The organism is Christensenella tenuis, assembly GCF_014287795.1.
Classification (GTDB): Bacteria; Bacillota; Clostridia; order Christensenellales; family Christensenellaceae; genus Christensenella; species Christensenella tenuis.
This window is the reverse complement of record NZ_JACOON010000001.1, coordinates 344,069-364,550: the sequence shown is the minus strand read 5'-3', so window position 1 is coordinate 364,550 and position 20,482 is coordinate 344,069. Positions and strand designations below refer to the sequence as shown.

17 protein-coding genes are annotated in these 20,482 nt (G+C 46.7%); all 17 read right to left on the bottom strand.

Annotated elements, in window-relative coordinates; genetic code table 11:
- Positions 1-7 precede the first annotated feature (7 nt).
- Positions 8-2,209, bottom strand: coding sequence for a replication restart helicase PriA (priA, locus tag H8S18_RS01760; protein ID WP_186856587.1), 2,202 nt, complete (start codon positions 2,207-2,209; stop codon positions 8-10).
- A gap of 53 nt (positions 2,210-2,262) precedes the next feature.
- Positions 2,263-3,447, bottom strand: a complete 1,185-nt coding sequence (gene coaBC, locus H8S18_RS01755; RefSeq protein ID WP_186856586.1) for a bifunctional phosphopantothenoylcysteine decarboxylase/phosphopantothenate--cysteine ligase CoaBC — start codon at positions 3,445-3,447, stop codon at positions 2,263-2,265.
- Positions 3,448-3,449: 2 nt separating this feature from the next.
- Complete coding sequence (rpoZ, locus tag H8S18_RS01750; RefSeq protein ID WP_186856585.1) at positions 3,450-3,656, bottom strand: DNA-directed RNA polymerase subunit omega; 207 nt, start codon at positions 3,654-3,656, stop codon at positions 3,450-3,452.
- A gap of 15 nt (positions 3,657-3,671) precedes the next feature.
- Positions 3,672-4,226: a guanylate kinase gene (gene gmk, locus H8S18_RS01745; RefSeq protein WP_186856584.1), complete on the bottom strand. Its 555-nt coding sequence runs from the start codon at positions 4,224-4,226 to the stop codon at positions 3,672-3,674.
- Between the two features lie 13 nt (positions 4,227-4,239).
- Entirely contained in the window at positions 4,240-4,503 is a 264-nt protein-coding gene (remA, locus tag H8S18_RS01740) for an extracellular matrix/biofilm regulator RemA (RefSeq protein ID WP_066518580.1), read from the bottom strand.
- A 9-nt stretch (positions 4,504-4,512) separates the two neighbouring features.
- Positions 4,513-5,379, bottom strand: a complete 867-nt coding sequence (locus tag H8S18_RS01735) for a YicC/YloC family endoribonuclease (protein ID WP_243165044.1) — start codon at positions 5,377-5,379, stop codon at positions 4,513-4,515.
- Between the two features lie 57 nt (positions 5,380-5,436).
- On the bottom strand, positions 5,437-6,423 hold the full coding sequence (locus H8S18_RS01730; protein WP_186856582.1) for an AIR synthase family protein: 987 nt from the start codon (positions 6,421-6,423) through the stop codon (positions 5,437-5,439).
- Positions 6,420-7,847, bottom strand: a complete 1,428-nt coding sequence (gene gatB / locus H8S18_RS01725; protein WP_186856581.1) for an Asp-tRNA(Asn)/Glu-tRNA(Gln) amidotransferase subunit GatB — start codon at positions 7,845-7,847, stop codon at positions 6,420-6,422. The genes H8S18_RS01730 and gatB overlap by 4 nt, the downstream gene beginning before the upstream one ends.
- 12 nt (positions 7,848-7,859) lie before the next feature.
- Positions 7,860-9,314, bottom strand: a complete 1,455-nt coding sequence (gene gatA, locus H8S18_RS01720; RefSeq protein ID WP_186856580.1) for an Asp-tRNA(Asn)/Glu-tRNA(Gln) amidotransferase subunit GatA — start codon at positions 9,312-9,314, stop codon at positions 7,860-7,862.
- Between the two features lie 17 nt (positions 9,315-9,331).
- A complete protein-coding gene (gatC, locus tag H8S18_RS01715; protein ID WP_186856579.1) occupies positions 9,332-9,619 on the bottom strand; it encodes an Asp-tRNA(Asn)/Glu-tRNA(Gln) amidotransferase subunit GatC in 288 nt (95 codons plus the stop codon).
- 114 nt (positions 9,620-9,733) lie between these two features.
- Positions 9,734-10,126, bottom strand: a complete 393-nt coding sequence (locus tag H8S18_RS01710) for a C-GCAxxG-C-C family (seleno)protein (RefSeq protein WP_186856578.1) — start codon at positions 10,124-10,126, stop codon at positions 9,734-9,736.
- A 15-nt stretch (positions 10,127-10,141) separates the two neighbouring features.
- On the bottom strand, positions 10,142-12,100 hold the full coding sequence (gene ligA / locus H8S18_RS01705) for an NAD-dependent DNA ligase LigA (protein WP_207721621.1): 1,959 nt from the start codon (positions 12,098-12,100) through the stop codon (positions 10,142-10,144).
- 12 nt (positions 12,101-12,112) lie between these two features.
- Positions 12,113-14,293: an ATP-dependent helicase gene (locus tag H8S18_RS01700; protein ID WP_186856576.1), complete on the bottom strand. Its 2,181-nt coding sequence runs from the start codon at positions 14,291-14,293 to the stop codon at positions 12,113-12,115.
- 5 nt (positions 14,294-14,298) lie between these two features.
- The gene (locus tag H8S18_RS01695; RefSeq protein WP_330598637.1) at positions 14,299-14,598 is read right to left on the bottom strand and encodes a YerC/YecD family TrpR-related protein; all 300 of its coding nucleotides are present in this window, start codon (positions 14,596-14,598) and stop codon (positions 14,299-14,301) included.
- An 85-nt stretch (positions 14,599-14,683) separates the two neighbouring features.
- The gene (gene gyrA / locus H8S18_RS01690; RefSeq protein ID WP_186856575.1) at positions 14,684-17,125 is read right to left on the bottom strand and encodes a DNA topoisomerase (ATP-hydrolyzing) subunit A; all 2,442 of its coding nucleotides are present in this window, start codon (positions 17,123-17,125) and stop codon (positions 14,684-14,686) included.
- Positions 17,106-19,079, bottom strand: a complete 1,974-nt coding sequence (locus tag H8S18_RS01685) for a DNA gyrase/topoisomerase IV subunit B (RefSeq protein ID WP_186856574.1) — start codon at positions 19,077-19,079, stop codon at positions 17,106-17,108. The genes gyrA and H8S18_RS01685 overlap by 20 nt, the downstream gene beginning before the upstream one ends.
- Positions 19,080-19,198: 119 nt before the next feature.
- The gene (gene clpX / locus H8S18_RS01680) at positions 19,199-20,479 is read right to left on the bottom strand and encodes an ATP-dependent Clp protease ATP-binding subunit ClpX (RefSeq protein WP_186856573.1); all 1,281 of its coding nucleotides are present in this window, start codon (positions 20,477-20,479) and stop codon (positions 19,199-19,201) included.
- Positions 20,480-20,482: the final 3 nt, after the last annotated feature.

The following is a 20,482-nucleotide window of genomic DNA, read 5'->3' as shown; positions in this document are numbered from 1 at the left end:
TCCTCCGTCACGCCATATTGACCGGATTGATATCGATGCCGGTCAGTACGTTTACATATTTCGTTTGATTGAATAACGTATAAATTTGCCCGACCAGCCCTTCATCGTTTTTTAAATGAATCAGTATGTGATACCGTTCCATATCACGAATCCGTTTAATTGCTGCTTCGGATGCCTTTATACTTATTATACCACGTTTATGCGGCAATAGCACCGCTTTTAATTTCCCGATGAAATCCTTCACGGCAGCGATTACCTGTTCTTCCTTCTGCCCGGAAAACTGAAGCTGAACATACGTGGAAAAAGGCGGAAGCTGTGCCATTTCCCGCAAAGCGATTTCCTCGTTGTAAAATCCTACGTAATCATGATATTTCGCATGCTGCACCGCATAATGCATCGGATTGTAAGTTTGCAGGATAACTGTTCCCGGCTCTTTTCTGCCCGCACGTCCGGCAATCTGTGTAATATGGCAGAAGGTGCGTTCCGCACTGCGGTAATCCGGAATATTCAGCATTGTATCTGCTGCAAGAATGGCGGATAGCGTCACGTCACGGAAATCAAATCCTTTTGTAATCATCTGTGTACCGATCAGGATATCCGCTTTATGGGCTGCAAAATCCTCAAACAGCTTGATGTGAGCATCCTTATTTCCCATAGTATCGAGATCCATACGCAGAATGCGCGCGTAGGGAAACAGTCCTTTCACTTGTTCCTCGATTTGCTGCGTCCCCATACCAAAATATTTCAAATGCGGTTTCCCGCATTCCGGGCATACTGTCTCCGGCGTCTTTGTCCGTCCACAGTAATGGCATTTCAGGATATCCTGCGCTTTATGATAAGTCATTGTCACGTCACAGCTATCACATTTCACTACATAGCCGCATGATCGGCACATAACAAATGTGGAATATCCCCGCCGATTCAAAAACAACATCGCCTGCTTTCCGTCAGCAAGCGTGCGCTCAAGTTCATCATATAATCTGCCGCTGATTGCCGTTCGATTGCCGTTTTTTAATTCATTGCACATATCCACGATATCAACGGCGGGAAGCTGCAGGCCAAAAAGCCTGTTGGGCATCTTTAATATTTCATATTCGCCACGGATCCCTCGAAAATAGGTTTCAATTTGCGGCGTCGCACTCCCCAGAATCAAAATTGCATCATTGAGGCGGCAGCGCTCCTTTGCAATTTCATGCGCCGTATATTTCGGGTAATTATCTGCCTTGTAGCTTGTTTCATGCTCTTCGTCTATGATAATAACTCCAAGGTTTTCAAGCGGCGCAAATACCGCTGAGCGCGCCCCAAGTACAATTTTAGCTTTCCCGCGTTTTACCTTCATCCACTCGTCGAACCGCTCTCCTGCCGAAAGACCGGAATGAAACACGGCGATTTCCTCGTCAAACCGCTGCTTCAGGAACGTATAGGTTTGGGGTGTAAGGGAAATTTCAGGGACGAGCAGAATAGCTGTTTTCCCCCGCGCAAGGCAGTCGCGCATTACCCGAATATAAATTTCCGTCTTTCCACTTCCCGTTACCCCGTGCAGTAAAAAACGCTTTCCCCCAGCCCGAATACGGTCCAGAATTTCCTTTTGTTTTTCGGTAAGGCCGTAATCGTCAATACGGATGACCTTCTTTTGGAAAGGAATCCGGGCAATTTCGGCACGAACCAGCTCCACAGCCCCTTTTTTTTCAAGGGATTTCACCGCGGATCCGTTTAACTCCGACGCAGGCAATTCCCCCTGTTCCTTTAAAAGGGAAAGCGTTTCCCATTGCCTCGGATATTTAACGCTCCCATCCTTTTTGAGTAACCCTTCCTCCACACGCTGCAACGCCGGTCCGCTCAAAAGCAGGCGGACCCTAGTTTGTGTTTTAACCGAGACCCGTCCTCCACGCACTTGCGCGGGAAGCATGAAGCGGAGTGCGGCTGCGAGTGTCGTATTGTATTTCTGTTTAATAAAGCTGGCAAGTTTGATTTGTTCCTCTGTGAGCGCACAAAAATCATCAAGTGGACAAATAATTTCCTTGATTTTATTCGCTTCATACTCAGACGTTTCTTCAAGGCCGATTACAATGCCTTCCGTATCCCGCATATGGCCAAAGGGAACCCTGACGCGCATGCCTGGACGGATATTCATTTTTTCAGGAATGTTGTATTCAAATACACGGTCTACCTGTGTGTGGGAAATATCTACAATAACCCGGGCATACAATGATCCGTTTCCTCCATTTCAAAATAGCGCTCCTAAAAGAGCGCTATCCGCCGTCAGATATTTTTTGCGATTTCCGTAAGGATACGGTCCGCCAAATTGCGTTTGGTATCTTTTTCGAGATGTACGGCGGCTCCTTTTTCCGTATAAATCGAAACCGCATTATATTCGCTGTCAAAACCAGTTTCCGGACCAGATACATCATTTGCGATAATCATATCCAAATTCTTACGGCTGAGTTTATCTTTCGCATATCCTTCAAGATTCTGCGTCTCTGCTGCAAACCCGGCCAGGAAGGCCTGCTTGTCTTTCCCAAGTTCCGCAAGGATATCTTTCGTTCTGGTCAGATCTATCCTGAGCCTCTCCTGTTTTTTCATTTTGTGTTCTGCGCAGGTTACAGGCGTATAATCTGCTACGGCTGCGCACATGATGATAATATCCGCCTTGTCTTTCAGGGACATAACGCTCTGGTACATTTCTTCCGCGCTTTGTACCGGATAAACTTCTACTCCCCGTGGTCTTTCAAGAGCGACAGGCCCTGAAATGAGCAAAACCTCTGCGCCGCGTGCAACTGCCGCAGCCGCAAGCGCGTAGCCCATGCGCCCTGAGGAACGGTTTGTCAGGTAACGCACCGGATCAATCGCTTCTCTCGTTGGTCCTGCCGTAATTAGGAATTTTCTACCGCTAAAATCACCTTTTTTTTTAAGCGCTTTCTCTACAGCAGATAAAATATCGGCCGGTTCAAGCATACGGCCCGCTCCTGTTTGTCCGCAGGCAAGTTCTCCTTCTGCGGCAGGAAGTACAATATAACCGCGATCTTTTAAAATCTGCAAGTTAACCCGCGTAGCAATATTCTCAAACATTGCCGTATTCATCGCCGGCGCGATGAAGATTGGGCACGTACACGCAAGTAAGGTCGTCGTCAGCATGTTATCCGCGATCCCACACGCGAGTTTTGCAATCGTATTAGCCGTAGCAGGCGCCACAATCGCAATGTCTGCCTTCTGGGCAAGGGCAATATGTTCCACCTCCCATGGCTTTTCACGCGAAAACAAATCTATTGCTACCGCATTTTTGCTCAATGTTTCAAAAGTAAGAGGTGCGACAAAGCGAGTGGCCGCTTCCGTCATCACGACATCCACGTCCGCTCCTTCCTTTTTCAACATACTTACAAGATTGGCGGCCTTATAGGCAGCAATGCCGCCCGTTACGCCCAAAAGGACGTTTTTTCCATCCAGCATCTTTATTTGATTCCATCTGTTACGCGAATATACGTTACTTTATCGTGCAAAATTTCATCAACAGCCTGCGAGACAGGATTTTTATCAGCTGGTTCCGTCAGCGGCTGCGCGCCGTCTATGAGCTGCCGCGCACGTTTTGCCGTTTCAACAATCAACGTATACCTGCAATCTACTTTTGCCAATAAATCATTCAATTCCAAATGTATCATAAAATAAAACCTCCGTTAACCTTTCTCTATCATTTGCCTGACTTCCGAAACCGCCGTCATCAGGTCGTCATTTACTACCGAATAATCGTATTTGTCCGCAAGTTCCATCTCAGCTTTTGCTTTGCCAAACCGTTTATTAATCTGCTCTTCCGTTTCCGTACCACGGCCACGAAGCCGGGCGAGGAGCACTTCCTCCGAAGGAGGCAGAATAAAGATCATCATTGTGTCGGGATAATTCTTTTTTACTTGCAAAGCGCCCTGTACGTCAATTTCAAGAATTACATTTTTTCCTTCGTTCAATTTCCCCAATACATAATCCTTGGGCGTCCCGTAATAGCAGCCAAATACGTCTGCATACTCCAGAAACTGCTGATCCGAAATCATCCGCTCAAACTCTTCCCTGGATTTATAAAAATAATTTACCCCTTCCTTTTCCTGGCCGCGTGGTGCGCGTGTTGTGCAGGAAATGGAAAGCTCGTATTGTCCGCTTTTCAAAAGCTGATCCACAATCGTTCCCTTGCCGGCGCCTGACGGCCCGGAAATTACGATCAATTTCCCTGTTTTTCCCATAAGTTAAACTTCCTCAATCATCAGAATCATCCGTATCTTTTGTCACAATGCGGTTCGCAACCGTTTCAGGCTGCACAGCTGACAAGATTACATGGTCACTGTCCATGATTACAACCGCACGCGTACGCCTCCCGTAGGTTGCGTCAATCAGCCTCCCCGCTGCGCGTGCCTCTGAAATAATGCGCTTAATGGGTGCCGACTCAGGACTGACGATTGCAACCAGCCGGTTTGCCGAGGCAATGTTACCAAAGCCAATGTTAATAAGTTTAATTGCCATGCTATGCTCCTATTCGATATTCTGTATCTGCTCCCTGATTTTTTCTACTTCCCCTTTACCGGCAATGACCTGTTTTAAGATATCGCCGTCCTGCGTCTTAGAACCAATGGTATTGAATTCACGGTTCAATTCCTGCACGATAAAGTCCATGTTACGGCCCTGAGGCGTATCTTCTTCTGCCGCGGCCTTAAATTGTTTCACATGGCTTCTCAGGCGCACCAGTTCTTCGGTAATATTACACCTGTCCGCATAAAACGCTACTTCCTGCGCAAGGCGTTGTTCATCAACTTCTGTGCCGTCAAGAAGCTCTTGCAACCGCTCTTTCAATTTCATTTTATATTCATAAACCACAATATCTTCCTTGGAAGCAATATTGTTGACGTAAACAAGAATTGTATCGAGACGCTTAAGCATATCCTTTTTCAGCTGCTCTCCTTCTTTTTCACGTGCCTGTTTCAGTTCACAGAGGGCCGCATCGAGGTTTGTAAACAACAGCTTTCTCAGAGCGTCTTCGTCTGAGTTTTCATCTTCATAGGTCACTGCATCGGGAAGCCTCATCAGGCTTGTCACAGTAAGATCATTTTCAATCCCATATTGCTTGCTGATCCCTTCCGCTGCTTTCATATATGCGGTAATGAGCGGCATGTCTATAACCACGTTTTTTGCATCCTCGCGCTCAGACGAATAATAGATAAATACATCTACCCTTCCCCTGCTTACATTTTGCTTGATATATTTGCGTACCTCATCTTCCAAAAAAACCATGAAGCGTGGTTCGCGGATGCTGATATCGAGAAAGCGATGGTTAACCGTTTTGATCTCTACCCGCAGTTTTCTGCCGTCCTCCGCAATTTCACTTTTCCCAAAGCCCGTCATGCTTTTCAAACGCGCATACCTCTTTCAAAAAAATTATTGGCTATTATTATAGCACAATCATAGACCTCTTTCCAATACCTTGTATAATTCATCCGCCGGATACGGAGTAATTTCACGTTTGCTTCCCGCAGACAAATCATAAACTCCTTCTTCTCCAGCTTTTCCAATCACTGCGGCGGGCACACCATTTGCCCTCATTTCCTTTACGACCTGATTCCCATCCTTAGCTGCAATCATCATGCTCCCTGAAGAAATCAGCCCATAGACATCCAGCCCATAGTACCGGCAGATCTTTTTGGTCAAAGGAAGCACGGGGACAGCCGAAAGATTGATACGCGCTCCCGTGCCCGATGCCTCGCACATCTCGCATACCGCACCGAGAATGCCGCCTTCCGTGATATCATGCATCGCATGGACACCTTCTATCTTTGCCGCAATCTCACCATCTCTTACGACACTCAGTGATTCTTTTATTTTGGAAAGCTGTTCCTGTTCGCCGGCCGTGAGACCGAGTTCCCCGGCAAAATCCGAACCGATAATTGCTGTTCCTTCAAGCCCCGCATATTTTGTCATGATAAGGTCATCGCCCGGAAGAACATCTGCCGTTTTAAACATTTTTCCCTTGACGACAGGCTTGCCGATCATCGTTACCGAAACTACCATACGCGTCACACTATCCGTAACTTCTGTATGCCCGCCGATAATATCAATGCCAAGCGGCCGCGCCGTATGTGCCAGTTCATTCATCAGCGTTCGGATCTGTTCTTCTTCCGCTGTAGGCGGGATCATCAAAGTCACGAGCGCGGCAATCGGCTTTGCGCCGGCGGCGGCAATATCGTTCGCATTGATATGGATGGCAAGCACTCCCGTTTGTTTTCCACCAGCGGTAATCGGATCCGTGGAAACGACGCACAAATCGTCTGTCATAACGGCACAGCAGTCCTCGCCTACGCCTGCTCCAACAACTGTTTCCGCGTTTCGCGGCTCGATATTGTCGATCACAAGCTCCCGCAGCTTTGCATTTGTCAGTTTTCCCTGCCTCATGCTTTATCAAGCTCCGCCTTTACAAGTTCATTGACCGTTTTAGGGTTGGCTTTTCCCTTCGTTGCCTTCATTACCTGGCCCACAAAAAAGGTCATTGCCTTTTTGTTGCCGCCTTTATAGTCTGCAACCGGCTTGGGATTATCCGCAATTATTTTTTGTACGAGCGCCAGAATCTCATCTGCGTTGTCATTCTGCTTTAAATCCTTCTCTTCAACAATCTGCGCAGGCTTTTTCCCCGTCTTGAACATTTCCTCGAACACTTGTTTGCCAACGCTTGAGTTAATAATCCCATCGCTTACCAGTTTCAAAAGATCTGTAAAATCTTTTGGAGATATGGGAATATCCTTGGCTTCCATATTGTTTTCTTTCAGCAGCCGTGCCAAATCCACCATAATATAATTACTGATAGCTTTAGGCTCATTGTAAATGGCAACGCTGTCCTCAAAAAATTTTGCCGTATATTTCGACATGGTAAGAATGCCCGCATCATATTCAGGCAGATTGAATTCATTCACATAGCGTTCACGTTTGGCGGCCGGAAGTTCCGGCAAAGCCGCTTTGATTTTTGAGATGCGTTCATCCGTAAGGTAAACCGGCACAAGGTCCGGATCTGGAAAATAACGGTAATCATGCGCTTCTTCCTTATCCCGCATGGGAAACGTCTTACCTTTGACGTCATCCCAACGCCGCGTTTCCTGTACAATTTTTCCACCATCTTCAATTACTTCAATATGCCGCCTTGCCTCGTACTCAATGGCGCGCTGCGCCGCCGAAATGCTGTTGATATTTTTGAGTTCTGTCCGCGTTCCATATTCTGTTTCACCAACCGGACGTACAGAAATATTGATATCGCAACGCATGGAACCTTCCTCCATTTTACAATCGGAAACGCCGATATATTCCATGTTTGCACGCACCGTATCAAGGAAAGCCTTCACCTGCGCCGCATTCCTGAAATCAGGCTCCGTCACAATTTCCATCAGTGGGACACCGCCGCGGTTATAATCCACGAAACTTTCCGTTCCCTGGTGGATCAATTTTCCTGCATCCTCTTCAATATGAATGCGCGTAATACCAATTTTATGCTTGGCTCCATCAGCTTCGACTTCCACCTCTCCGCGGGAACACAGCGGAAAATCGTATTGCGAAATCTGGTAGGCTTTCGCAAGGTCGGGATAAAAATACCCTTTCCTGTCGAGCTTGGAATAATTGGGAATTTCACAATTTAGGGACAATCCTGCGCGCACGCCATATTCCACGGCTTGTTCATTCAGAACAGGCAGCGTGCCGGGCATGGAAAGGCATACAGGACATACGTTTGTATTGGGCTGCGAGCCGAACTCATTTTTGCAAGCGCAGAAAATTTTGGTTTCAGTCGCCATTTCCACGTGTACTTCAAGGCCAATTACAGTTTCATATTTCATCGCATTTCTCCATTACAACGTTGGTTTTTTATCAAATTTTACAGCTTGTTCAAAATTCCATGCTGCACGGAACATCGTATTTTCGTCAAATGCCTTTGCGATCATTTGTACGGAAACCGGAAGTCCCTCGCCCGTCACGCCCGACGGAACGGAAATTGCAGTTACGCCCGCAATGTTGACCGGCACGGTAAACAAATCGTTCACATACATTTCAAGTGGCGTTGCTTTTGCGCCAATTTTAAATGCCGGTGTGGGAGCGGTGGGTGAAAGAAGAATATCATATTCGCTGAACAGGCGGTCAAAATCATTTTTGATAAGTGTTTTCACTTTAAGCGCCTTCAAGTAATAAGCGTCATAATACCCTGAACTCAAAACATAGTTCCCCAACATGATGCGGCGCTTGGTTTCGTCGCCGAAACCTTCAGACCGTGTATTTTTATACATTTCCTTGAGATCGCTGTAATGTTCTGTACGGTACCCATAGCGAATTCCGTCAAACCGCGAAAGATTGGAGGCCACCTCTGCGGAAGCGATGACATAATAGGCGGAAAGCGCATAATCAAAAGTAGGAAGGGATGTCTCTTCGACGATCGCCCCCATGTCTTCAAATAGCTTAATGGCGTCAAGATAGGACTGCCTGACTTCCGGATCAATTTCCTGTTCCAGATATTCCTTTGGAATACCGACTTTCAGCCCTTTGATATCCTTTTTCATTCCTTCGCCATAATGCGGATATTCCATGATCGCTGAGGTGGAATCTTTTTTATCGTTCCCTGAAATGACATCCAGTACGAGAGCGGAGTCCTCCACCGTTTTAGTCAGCGGTCCAATTTGATCCAATGAAGAAGCAAACGCCATAAGCCCGAACCGCGAAACCGTTCCATAGGTTGGCTTTAGCCCTACGACTCCGCAAAATGCCGCCGGCTGGCGAACAGACCCTCCGGTATCGGAGCCAAGAGAAAATACGGATTCGTCCGCCGCGACACACGCAGCGCTTCCACCCGATGATCCGCCGGGAACGCGCGAAGTATCCCACGGATTTTTCGTTACGCCAAAATAAGAGGTCTCTGTGGAAGATCCCATGGCAAATTCATCCATATTTGCTTTCGCAAGCAATACATAATCCTGCGCTTTCAGCTTCTCAATGACCGTCGCGTCGTAAACCGGTTTATAGTTATACAGCATTTTTGAAGAGGCCGTAGAAAGGATTCCCTTGGTGCACATATTATCCTTGATAATTGTGGGGATCCCTGCAAGGCGTCCAAGCGCTTCTCCTTTGGCGCGTTTTTCATCCACGTGCCTCGCGGATTCCAGCGCATCTTCCGCACAGGTCGTTACAAGCGCGTTTACCTTAGGCTCTACTTTCTCTATACGGTCGAGATAGGCCTGCGTCAATTCAGTTGAAGACAGCTCCTTTTTTGCAAGCAGTTCCGCTGCCTGCACAATATTGAGTGCGGTTAGTTCCATCTTTTCTGTTTCCTCCGTCAATCTACAACCTTTGGCACCGTGAAAAAGCCATCTTCCTTCTCCGGCGCATTTTTCAGCATATCTTTCCGTTCCCATACCTTGCCGGGAATATCTTCACGCACAACATTCTGTTGCTTCAGGATGTATGAGGTCGGCTCTACCCCTTCGGTATCCAGTTCATTGAGCTTTTGTGCATGGCCCAATATATCGTCCAGATTTTTCCGGAGCATTATTTTCTTCTCCTCATCGAGACTAAGCATCGAAAGGGATGCAATTCTTTCCACTTCTTCCAATGTAACGCGCATGTGTGTTCCATCCTTTTTTCATAGTCGTTCAACAATCATTTATTATAACATAAATACGGCCACAATGAATAGTCTAAAAAGGAGAATGAACATCACTTCATTCCCCTTTTGCGCTTATTTCATAATTTTTTCCAAAACCTCTGCCGCGCCTTCCACAACCTTCCAGCATTGGCTGCCATTTTTCTCAAAATTTTCTTTGCGAACTTTCGTACAAAACGCGCTGCCGAACTTCTCTTTGAATCCGTTCATCATCGCCTGGCACTTTGGGCTGAGCGTTTCGGTGTGATGTGCATTTGTTTCAATTTCTTTCGCGCTGATCGCGCCAATTCCGCCACATACCGCGCCGCAGATGCTGCCGCATTGCATTCCGCCGCCAAACCCGCCAAACGCCTTCAGGCCTTCCTCATTAATTCCAAGCCCATATTCATCGTTTGCCGCCCGAATAATCGTTTCCGCACAGTTGCAGTCTTTTTCCTGATAGTATTCCCTTGCTCTTTCCTTCAACATAATTCGATCCTCCTTTTATAGCATTTCTTTAAACTCATCTTCTGAAAGCACAGCCACGCCCAGATCCCGCGCTTTCCTAAGTTTGCTGCCCGCATCTTCTCCTGCCAGCACATAATCCGTTTTTTTGCTGACGGACGAGCTTGTTTTTCCACCAAGCCCTTCGATCAGTTCCTGTGCCTGCTTGCGCGTATACTGGGTAAGCGTTCCCGTAAGTACAAATGTTTTTCCCTCGAATTTTCCGCCTGTCACAACCCCCGCATCTTCCTGCGGCTGCACGCCTGCGTCGAACAGTTCCTGCACAACGCGCATATAATTTTCATTGTGAAAAAACTCCACGACATCTTTGGCCACAATTTCTCCCACATCACGAATTTCTACCAGTTCTTCAAACTTGGCCTCCTTCAGGCGCTCATAAGTCCGGAAGGTCCGCGCAAGATCTTTCGCCGTTTTTTTCCCGACATTGGAAATCCCCAGCGCATAAATAAAATTTGCAAGCGGAGGCGTTTTGCTCTTCTCAATGGCAGAAAGAATGTTTTCCGTCCTTTTTTCCTTAAATCCTTCCTGTGCTAAAAGCTGTTCACCCGTTAACGTGTAAATCGCGGCAATATCCTTAATATCCAGTTTTTCGAAAATCAATTCAATGGTTTTTTCACTGAGGTTTTCAATATCCATGGCATCACGCGACACAAAGTGCACCATACGCGAAGTCAACTGTGGCTTACAATTCAGGGAATTCGGGCAAAACAAGTTCGGTCCGACTTCCTCGAGCTCTGTTCCACAGGCCGGGCAATAGACCGGTTTTTCGATGGGAGCGAGTTCACCGTCCTGTACGGGTGATGCTCCCAAAATTTCGGGAATCACGTCATTCGAACGCCGAATAAAAACATTTGCGCCGATCGCGGCATGCTTGCGCATAATATCCTCGTAATTATTGAGCGTTGCCCTGCGAATTGTTGCTCCTGCAAGTTCAACCGGCTCAAGATGTGCGAGCGGTGTCAATTTTCCCGTTCTCCCGACATCCCATGTCACGTCAAGTATCCTGGTAGTCATCTCTTCCGCCGCAAATTTATAGGCAATTGCCCAACGCGGAAATTTTTGCGTATACCCAAGCGCCTCTCTTGTTTTAAAATCCGTAATTTTAATGACCATACCATCGATTAAGAAATCAAGCCGGTCTCTTGTCCGCTCAACCTTATCTACCGCCGCCTCAATATCCGTTACATCAGAAAAAACTTTTTCATAGGTACTAACGTTGAACCTATTATCCCGCAGGAAAGAAATCATCTCTTGATGGTCTTGAAATACCTTGCCTTCAATATATCCAACGTTATAAATAAAGGCATCCAAATGCCTTTTTGCGGTCTGTATTGGGTCAAGGTTCCGAATCGCCCCCGCCGCCGCATTGCGTGCATTTTTAAGTGGCTCATCTGCCGTCTCATTATATTTCTTCAGTACTGAGAGACGCATGATCGCCTCTCCCTGTACCTCCATTTTGCCAGCGAAACCAATTTTTAAAGGGATAGACTGTATCGTTTTTACCTGTTCGGTGACATCTTCCCCCACAATTCCATTTCCGCGCGTTGCTGCACGGATGAGATATCCGCCGTCATAGGTTAGGTTGATCGTAAGGCCGTCAAACTTGTATTCGAGGGAATAGCTGGCATCCGGCAGCCCAAGTGCCTTCATTTGCTTGTTGGTACGCTCCTGCCACGCGACGACATCCCCGATACTCTGTGCCTTGTCAAGGCTCCACAGTGGCGCAAGGTGCGTATGCTTTTGGAAGCCTTCCAGAAGTTTTCCGCCCACACGCTGCGTGGGAGAATCAGGCTCGATTTTTCCAGTCTTCTTCTCAAGTGCAGACAGTTCATCGTATATTTTGTCATACTCGGCGTCAGAAACTGCCGGATCATCCAATACATAATACCGGTATGCATAATCATTCAGTTGGTCAATCAGTTCTCTCATACGTTCCATACGGGACACCGCCTACTTTAAAATCTTTAAGGATGCAAAGGCGAGGAACATTTTCTTTTCGCCCACTTCGTAAAAATCCACTACGGCTACACGGGAATCGCCTTCGCCCGCAATGCTCTTCACCTTACCGCGGCCAAACGTCTTATGTTCCACGACCGTACCGATATCGTAGTTCCCTGTCACTTTTTGCGGTGACGCCTTCTTCTGGATGCTAAACCCGCCCGAAAATAAATCGGTTTTTCCCTTCACGGCGGCCGGCTTTTGCGAAATCACCGGTTTTTTTCGTCCGATACAGTTCAGCAAGTCGCTATCAATTTCATCCAGGAAACGCGATTGCACCGAAGGCTGCATCCGTCCGTAAAGGGTTCGCATATTGGAATGCAGCATATACAGGCGTTGCTTGGCACGCGTTACCGCTACATAGCATAACCGCCGTTCTTCCTCCACATTATCTTCATCAATCGCACGCTGGCTCGGGAAAATATTTTCGTCCATGCCAGCAACAAACACTGCGTCGAATTCAAGCCCTTTGGCCGCGTGCATCGTCATCAGGGTTACACCGCCCTGGTCATCCATGCTGTCAAGGTCCGTAATGAGCGCAATATTTTGCAGAAAACCTTCCAATGACGACTCATCCTCTCCATCATAGGTATACGCGGAATTAATCAATTCTGCAATATTTTCGATACGCGCTTCCGCCTCCGGGGTTTGCTCCTCCTCAAGCATTTTTTTATAGCCCGATACCTCATATGCGCGTTCCATGACTTCATGCACGCTCATATCCGTATAGTTTTCACTCAAGCGTTCATACATTTCGCAAAATTCATCCGCCTTTTTTATAAGCGCTTTATCCGTGAGTAAAACATTTGCGTTTTGCATTACTTCAAGAATAGAAATGCCGTTGTAGTCCGCTGCCTGCACGAGCGCCTCTACTTTTGCCGCACCGATAGCGCGTTTCGGCGTGTTTATGATGCGCAGGAGCTGTAAATCTGCCGCTGGATTCGCAATGATGTTGAGATATGCAACCATATCTTTGATTTCCCTGCGTTCATAAAAGCTGATGCCTCCATAAATACGATAAGGAATCGCGTAAAGCCGAAGCTTTTCTTCCAGTATTCTGGAAAGGGTGTGGATACGGTACAGAATCGCCATATCCGCATAGCGCATCCCCTCGTCGGATAATCGTTGAATTTCCCGCGCAATGGTTTCCGCCTCTTCATATTCGCTGTTTGCCGTATAAAGTACGGGTTTTTCTCCCCGGTCAATATCGCTCCACAACGTTTTTCCCTTGCGTCCTTCGTTATTTTTAATCACACAATTGGCCACATCGAGAATTTTTTTATCCGATCGGTAATTCTGTTCCAAACGGATTACCGTTGCCCCTGGAAAATCCTTTTCAAACTCAAGAATATTTCGTATATTTGCACCGCGAAACGCATAGATGGATTGATCGTCGTCACCAACTACAAATATATTGCCGTATCCGGCCGACAATATTTTAATCAGTTTATACTGAACCATATTGGTGTCCTGATACTCGTCTACCAAAACATAGTGAAATTTATTCTGGTAATATGTCCGCGCATCCCCGTTTGTCTCGAGCAGCAGTAATGTATTCAAAAGCAGATCGTCAAAATCCATTGCATTTTGCTTCTGAAGTTCCTGAGTATACTCGTCAAATATCTCTCCGGCATACTCTGCGATAAACGGATTGCGTTCTTCCGCATATTGTTCAAAATCAAGCGTAGTATTGTCGTTTTTATATTTGCTGATTAAATTTTTAATATAACGGTCGGAATAGCTCTTGTTTTCCTTAAGTCCCATTCGTTCCAAAATTTTTTTTAACAGGCGCAGTGTATCGTCCGTATCGTAAATCAGGAAATTTTTGGTATATCCCAGCGCCTCCGCATATCTTCGAAGCATACGCACGCACATTGCATGAAACGTGCTAATCCACATATCGCGCATATCCGCAGCTACAACGCCGGCAATGCGCTCCTTCATTTCCTGCGCCGCTTTATTGGTAAATGTAATCGCCAGGATTTGCCACGGCGCTACCTCTTTCTCGTTGATCAAATACGCTACCCGCTCGGTTAGGACGCGCGTTTTTCCACTCCCCGCGCCCGCAAGAACGAGTACGGCTCCCGAAATTGTCTCCACCGCTTGCCTTTGCCGTTCGTTCAGTTGATACAAAATTATTATTCTCCCTTTTTCCCGTTTCTTTCAAGAATTGTACAGTAGCCGCCAGTCCCATAGTTAAGGCAGCGGTTTACACGCGAAATCGTCGCGGTAGAGGCTCCGGTTTTTCCCGCAATCGCATGACAGGTAATCCCATCCTTCAACATCTGCGCGACTTTATAACGTTGAGAAATCGCCGAAAGCTCCGCGACGGTACACAAGTCCTCAAAAAACATATAGCACTCTTCTTCGCTTTTAAGAGACAGCACCGCCTCAAACAAAGCATCCAGTTCTTTTGATTTCAGTTTCGAATGATACACTTGTAAAACACCTCGCAATGCAAAATGTAGGTATATGGTTAAATACACCTACATTTTAACACATTACTACGCGAAAATAAAGCGGTCAATCAAATATGTTCTTATAAAGCGTTTTTACATCGTTGCCCATCATTGCGAGAATCACCTGTTCTCCCCGCGTGTTGCGCGCACCCGCAGGAATGCTGTCTGTAGAAATCTTGCTTAAATCACCCGATTTCTGCACTCCAGTTACTGTACAAATTTTATCGAGCAGGAGTGCGCCAATAACTTCGCGCCCGGATGAACCTGAAAGCTGATAAGATTTCAGGCCTTTTCCGTTCCGGCCCTGTTCTTCAAATTCGGAAACAGGCGTTCGCTTTGCGTATCCTTTTTCCGTCATCAACAGAATGTCGCCTTCTTGGCCGTTTTTAATTTGTTCTACATATACGACTTTGGCATGTTTCCCCAGCTTTATCGCGCCTACGCCTTTTCCGCTTCGCCCCATTATGGAAATTTCATTCTTGCGAATATTGATGGACATGCCGTCCGAGGTAATAAAGAGCATATTTTCCACATCCGGCAGATTGGGCTTGGCATAAATAAGCATATCGCCTTCCTTGAGGCCACAGGCCATGATTTTAGACTTTTTGACGTCAAATTCCTCCATCTGTGTCGCTTTTACCAATCCATTTGCAGTCGCAAAGTACATGAGCTTATTCCCAAAATCGTTTTTTGTCAGAATGTTCAGGATAACTTCGTCAGCATCCACGCCGGAAATCAGGGCGTTTATCGATTTTCCCGCATCTTTCATACGAGCTTCCGGAACGGACGCAACAGGCAAAATCATCATATTCCCCTTATTCGTAAACAGGTAAAGCTTTCCCGCCGTATCGGTTGACACCAGAAGCACTGGCTGGAATTTTTCTTCCAGTTCTCCCGCCTCCATTCCCTTTTGCAGGGCCTTGGGCGACATACGCTTGAGGTTTCCGTTGCGTGTCAGGATCACGGTGCATTCTTCCACGACCATAAATTCACTTTCGTCAATCTCAATATGCGCATGTTCCTCCTTCATAAGCTGTGTGCGCCGCTTGTCGGCATATTTCTCTTTGACCGCCAAAAGTTCTTCGCGGATGACCTCCAACAGCTTTGATTCTGAACCCAAGATAGAACGCAGATACTTAATGAGCGCCACAACCTCTTTATACTCATTTTCCAGAAGCTCAACTTCAAGATTGGTAAGCCGTGCAAGACGCATGTCAAGAATGGCCTGAGCCTGCACTCCCGTGAGGTTAAACTCTTTCATCAGCCTGTGCTTAGCTTCCTCTGAATTTTTCGAGGAACGGATAATCCGGATTACCCTGTCGATATTTTTTACCGCGACAATCAGGCCAAGCAGAATATGCTCACGTTTTTCCGCTTTTTCCAAATCGAACTGCGTTCGGCGGGTAATGACATTTTTTTGGTGCCGGATGTAGTGATCGAGGATCGGCAGAAGCCCCAGTTGTTTGGGTGAACCGTCGGCAATCACCATCATATTAATACCGAAGGTTGTCTGCAGATCGGTATACTTGAACAGCAGGTTCAGTATTTTTTCAGGATCATGTCCTTTTTTCACCTCAACCACTGCCCGGATTCCTTCCCGGTCGGATTCATCCCTAATATCATCAATGCCCGCAAAGAGTTCTTTCCTGTTTTCACTGACTGCAAGAATTTTTTCCAGCATGGCCGCTTTGCGCACTTCATAAGGAATTTCAGTGATTACAATCAGGCTTTTTCCATTCTTGGTCTTTTCGATATGCGTTTTGGCACGCATCTGTATCTTGCCCTTGCCTGTTTCATACGCCTGCTTCAGGCCGTCTCCACTCAGCAAATATCCCCCCGTAGGAAAATCCGGGGCTTTAATGTGTTTCATTACGTCTGCAAGGCTGCATTCCGGATTCTCGATGCGCGTTACAACACCGTCGATGACTTCACCAAGGTTATGCGGCGGAATATTTGTCGCCAATCCTACCGCAATGCCCGACGAGCCATTTACGAGCAGGTTAGGATAACGTGCCGGCAGCATATCCGGTTCACGCTCCGTGTCGTCAAAATTTGGACGGAATGGTACCGTGTCTTTCCCGAGGTCACGCAGCATTTCAAGCGCCAATGGCGAGAGACGTGCCTCCGTATAACGCATTGCCGCCGCACTATCCCCATCCGGCGAGCCAAAATTTCCATGGCCGTCAACAAGGGGCATGCGCATCGCATAGGGCTGCGCGAGACGCACCATAGCATCGTATACGCTTGTATCACCATGCGGATGGTATTTACCAAGCGCTTCCCCTACAATTCTGGCTGATTTTTTATAAGGTTTATCGGGTAAAATCCCGAGATCATACATGGTATATAAAATACGCCGCTGTACAGGCTTCAGTCCGTCCTCAACGCGCGGCAAAGCACGTTCCATCGTAACGTATTCAGCATACGTAATGAAAGAGGTGTGCATGACCTCATCCAACGCCGCATCAATAATATCTTCATTGTAATTAATTTGCTTCGATTTCATGCTGCACTACCTCGAAATTATCCTGTTTATTGAAATTTGCATGTTCTGCGATATATTGCTTGCGCGGTTCGACATTATCCCCCATAAGCGTTGTAACAATCTGTTCCACATCTGCGAGATCGTCGATGGTCACGCGAATCAACGAACGCTTTTCAGGATCCATCGTCGTCTCCCAAAGCTGTTCGGGATTCATCTCGCCCAATCCTTTATACCTCTGCACCGTATAGCCACGCCCAATTTTTTTCTTAGCCTCCTCCAGTTGTTCGTCATCGTAGGCATAAAGTACTTTGCCGCCCTTGGCAACTTTATAAAGCGGAGGCCGTCCGATATAAAGATGGCCATCTGTAATCAGTTCCTTAAAATAGCGGTAAAAAAATGTAATTAAAATAGCACGGATATGTCCGCCGTCCTGGTCTGCATCCGCCAGAATAATCACCTTATTATATTTGATATTATCGATATTAAAATTATCGTCAAAGCCTGCGCCCAGCGCTGTGATGATGGAACGGAATTCTTCATTGGCAAGCACCTGGTCAACGCGTTTCTTTTCGACATTCAGCGGCTTTCCCCGCAGCGGCAGAATCGCCTGAAACCGACGGTCTCTCCCCTGCTTTGCACTGCCACCCGCACTGTCGCCCTCTACAATAAAAAGTTCATTGAGTTCGGGTTTTCTACCCGTGCAGGCCGAAAGCTTGCCGACAAGCGGCGAACTTTCCAGTTTACTCTTGGCGCGCTCCATTTTTTTTGCCTTACGTGCAGCTTCGCGCACACGTGCCGCCCCCACCGCTTTTTCCAGAATTTTTGTACAAATTTGCGTGTTGTTAAGATCGGCCATAAATGCCGAAAGCTTCTCGGTAACAACCGCTTCCACAGCTACGCGCGCTTCCGCATTGCCAAGTTTGGTTTTTGTCTGGCCTTCAAATTGCACGTTTTTCATTTTTATATTAACGACTGCGCACAAACCTTCCCGGAAATCATCCCCCGTAAGATTTGCTTCCTTTTCTTTCAGAAGGTTATTGCTGCGGGCGTAATCGTTCATCACTTTTGTAATAGCGGTTTTAAAGCCTGTTTCATGCATACCGCCCTCAGTGGTTGGAATATTGTTTACATAAGAAAAAATGCTTTCGGTGTAACTTGAATTGTACTGCATTGCAATACTGACTACAATATCCCGTTTTACCCCTTCCAGTAAAATCGGTGCCGCGTGAAGAGGAGTTTTGTCTTTATTCAGGTAAAGTACAAAATCCACAATGCCGCCTGTATATTCAAAAACCTCCTTGCGCGGCCTGCCACCCGTCGTCTGCCGCTCATCGATCAGCGTGATATGCAGCCCTTTGGTCAGGAACGCAAGTTCCCGCAGCCGCCGTCTTACCACATCGAATTGAAAATCAATGTTATCGAAAATCGTATCATCGGGCAAAAACGTAATCTTCGATCCTTTTTTTCTGGTTTCACCGATTTCTTTCAAAGCTGAAACCGGTTTGCCTACCTGCATCCTGCCCTTTGCATCTGGTTCCGTTTTATATTTCTGATAGTAAATTTTACCGTTCTGATAGACTTCCACTTCAAGCCACTTGGAGAGCGCATTCACGACCGAGGCTCCAACGCCGTGCAGCCCGCCCGAATAAGCATAATTTTCATTGTTGAATTTACCGCCTGCATGGAGCTGAGTGAACACAACCTCCACTCCCGATATTTTCAGTTCTGGATGCAATCCGGTGGGAATCCCCCGCCCGTTGTCTTCCACCGAGATGGAATTATCCGGATGGATTGTTACGATAAGCTTATTTGCATATCCATTTGCAGCTTCATCAATTCCATTGTCCACGATTTCCCACAAAAGATGATGAAGCCCTCTTGAACTCGTCGTGCCAATATACATTCCAGGACGGCGGCGTACTGCGTCAAGACCCTCAAGCACTTGAATATCTCCCGCCGTATATGTCTTTGACATAACTTTTCCTCCACAACATTTATGTATACATACTGTAATATTATATAACAGGCCACAAAATATAGCAAATAAAAAAGGAACGGGAATCTTGTTCCCGTTCCTGAAAGGCGCTTTATCCTTTATGAAGCGGTCTCTTCTTTCTGCCTTGCTTGAGGCAATACAGGTTTTTCACCCATCACAAGCATCGGCTTTTTAGAATCAATCGTCTCTTTTGTAACGACGCATTTTAAAACATCATCACGCGATGGCAGATCATACATGATATCCATCATAGACGTTTCAATAATACTGCGAAGCCCCCTTGCGCCCGTTTTTTGTTCAATTGCAAGTTTAGCAACTTCTTTCAGCGCTTCGTCTTCAAATTCAAGTTCCACGCCGTCAATCGCAAACAGCTTTCTATATTGTTTTGTAAGAGCATTCTTAGGCTTTTTGAGAATCTCTACCAATGCCTGCTCATCGAGCGATTGCAAATTCACAACTACCGGCAACCGGCCGACAAATTCCGGAATCAGTCCGTATTTCAGCAAATCCTCAGTTTGAAGCTGTTCCAAAAGCGCGCTCATATCCTTTTCCTGCTTGCTCTTTACATCCGCTCCAAAACCCATCGTTTTTTTACCAATGCGGCTTTCAACGATAGAATCAAGGCCATCGAACGCTCCTCCGCAAATAAAGAGAATATTTGTGGTGTCAATCTGCAGAAAATCCTGATGCGGATGTTTACGTCCGCCCTGCGGCGGCACGCTTGCAACCGTACCTTCCAGGATTTTCAATAACGCCTGCTGCACGCCCTCTCCCGATACATCGCGCGTAATGGAAGGATTATCCGTCTTGCGGGCAATCTTATCGATTTCATCCACATAAATAATGCCCTTCTGCGCACGGTCAATATCGAAATCCGCCGCCTGAATAAGCTTCAGGAGAATATTTTCCACATCTTCCCCTACATAGCCTGCTTCAGTGAGCGACGTTGCATCCGCAATTGCAAACGGAACATTCAGTATCCGCGCAAGCGTCTGCGCAAGCAGCGTTTTCCCGCTTCCTGTTGGCCCGAGCATCAAAATATTGCTCTTCTGCACCTCGGTGTCATCTTCGCCAACTGTGGCGTTGATTCTCTTATAGTGGTTGTATACCGCGACCGCGAGATATTTCTTCGCCTTATCCTGACCGATTACATACTCGTTTAGGGTACGGACAATCTCTGACGGCTTGGGGATTTCCTTCAGCTCAAATTTTGCCGCTTCCTTGAATTCCTCATCGATGATTTCCCGGCATAATTCCACACATTCATCACAGATATATACACCAGGGCCGGCTACCAGCCTGCGCACCTCATCCTGCGTTTTCCCGCAGAAGGTGCATTTGATCTGGCCGTCGCCGCCATCATTATAGTTATCATACATATT

What these genes read in the sequence shown, in the direction of transcription:
- gatB (WP_186856581.1), bottom strand. Translation starts at nt 7,847, where the DNA reads ATGAAATATGAAACTGTAATTGGCCTTGAAGTACACGTGGAAATGGCG.
- clpX (WP_186856573.1), bottom strand. Translation starts at nt 20,479, where the DNA reads ATGTATGATAACTATAATGATGGCGGCGACGGCCAGATCAAATGCACC.
- H8S18_RS01735 (WP_243165044.1), bottom strand. Translation starts at nt 5,379, where the DNA reads ATGACGGGCTTTGGGAAAAGTGAAATTGCGGAGGACGGCAGAAAACTG.
- gyrA (WP_186856575.1), bottom strand. Translation starts at nt 17,125, where the DNA reads ATGAAATCGAAGCAAATTAATTACAATGAAGATATTATTGATGCGGCG.
- H8S18_RS01730 (WP_186856582.1), bottom strand. Translation starts at nt 6,423, where the DNA reads ATGAGGCAGGGAAAACTGACAAATGCAAAGCTGCGGGAGCTTGTGATC.
- ligA (WP_207721621.1), bottom strand. Translation starts at nt 12,100, where the DNA reads ATGGAACGTATGAGAGAACTGATTGACCAACTGAATGATTATGCATAC.
- gatC (WP_186856579.1), bottom strand. Translation starts at nt 9,619, where the DNA reads ATGCGCGTTACATTGGAAGAAGTGGAAAGAATTGCATCCCTTTCGATG.
- H8S18_RS01710 (WP_186856578.1), bottom strand. Translation starts at nt 10,126, where the DNA reads ATGTTGAAGGAAAGAGCAAGGGAATACTATCAGGAAAAAGACTGCAAC.
- gatA (WP_186856580.1), bottom strand. Translation starts at nt 9,314, where the DNA reads ATGGAACTAACCGCACTCAATATTGTGCAGGCAGCGGAACTGCTTGCA.
- H8S18_RS01685 (WP_186856574.1), bottom strand. Translation starts at nt 19,079, where the DNA reads ATGTCAAAGACATATACGGCGGGAGATATTCAAGTGCTTGAGGGTCTT.
- remA (WP_066518580.1), bottom strand. Translation starts at nt 4,503, where the DNA reads ATGGCAATTAAACTTATTAACATTGGCTTTGGTAACATTGCCTCGGCA.
- coaBC (WP_186856586.1), bottom strand. Translation starts at nt 3,447, where the DNA reads ATGCTGGATGGAAAAAACGTCCTTTTGGGCGTAACGGGCGGCATTGCT.
- gmk (WP_186856584.1), bottom strand. Translation starts at nt 4,226, where the DNA reads ATGGGAAAAACAGGGAAATTGATCGTAATTTCCGGGCCGTCAGGCGCC.
- rpoZ (WP_186856585.1), bottom strand. Translation starts at nt 3,656, where the DNA reads ATGATACATTTGGAATTGAATGATTTATTGGCAAAAGTAGATTGCAGG.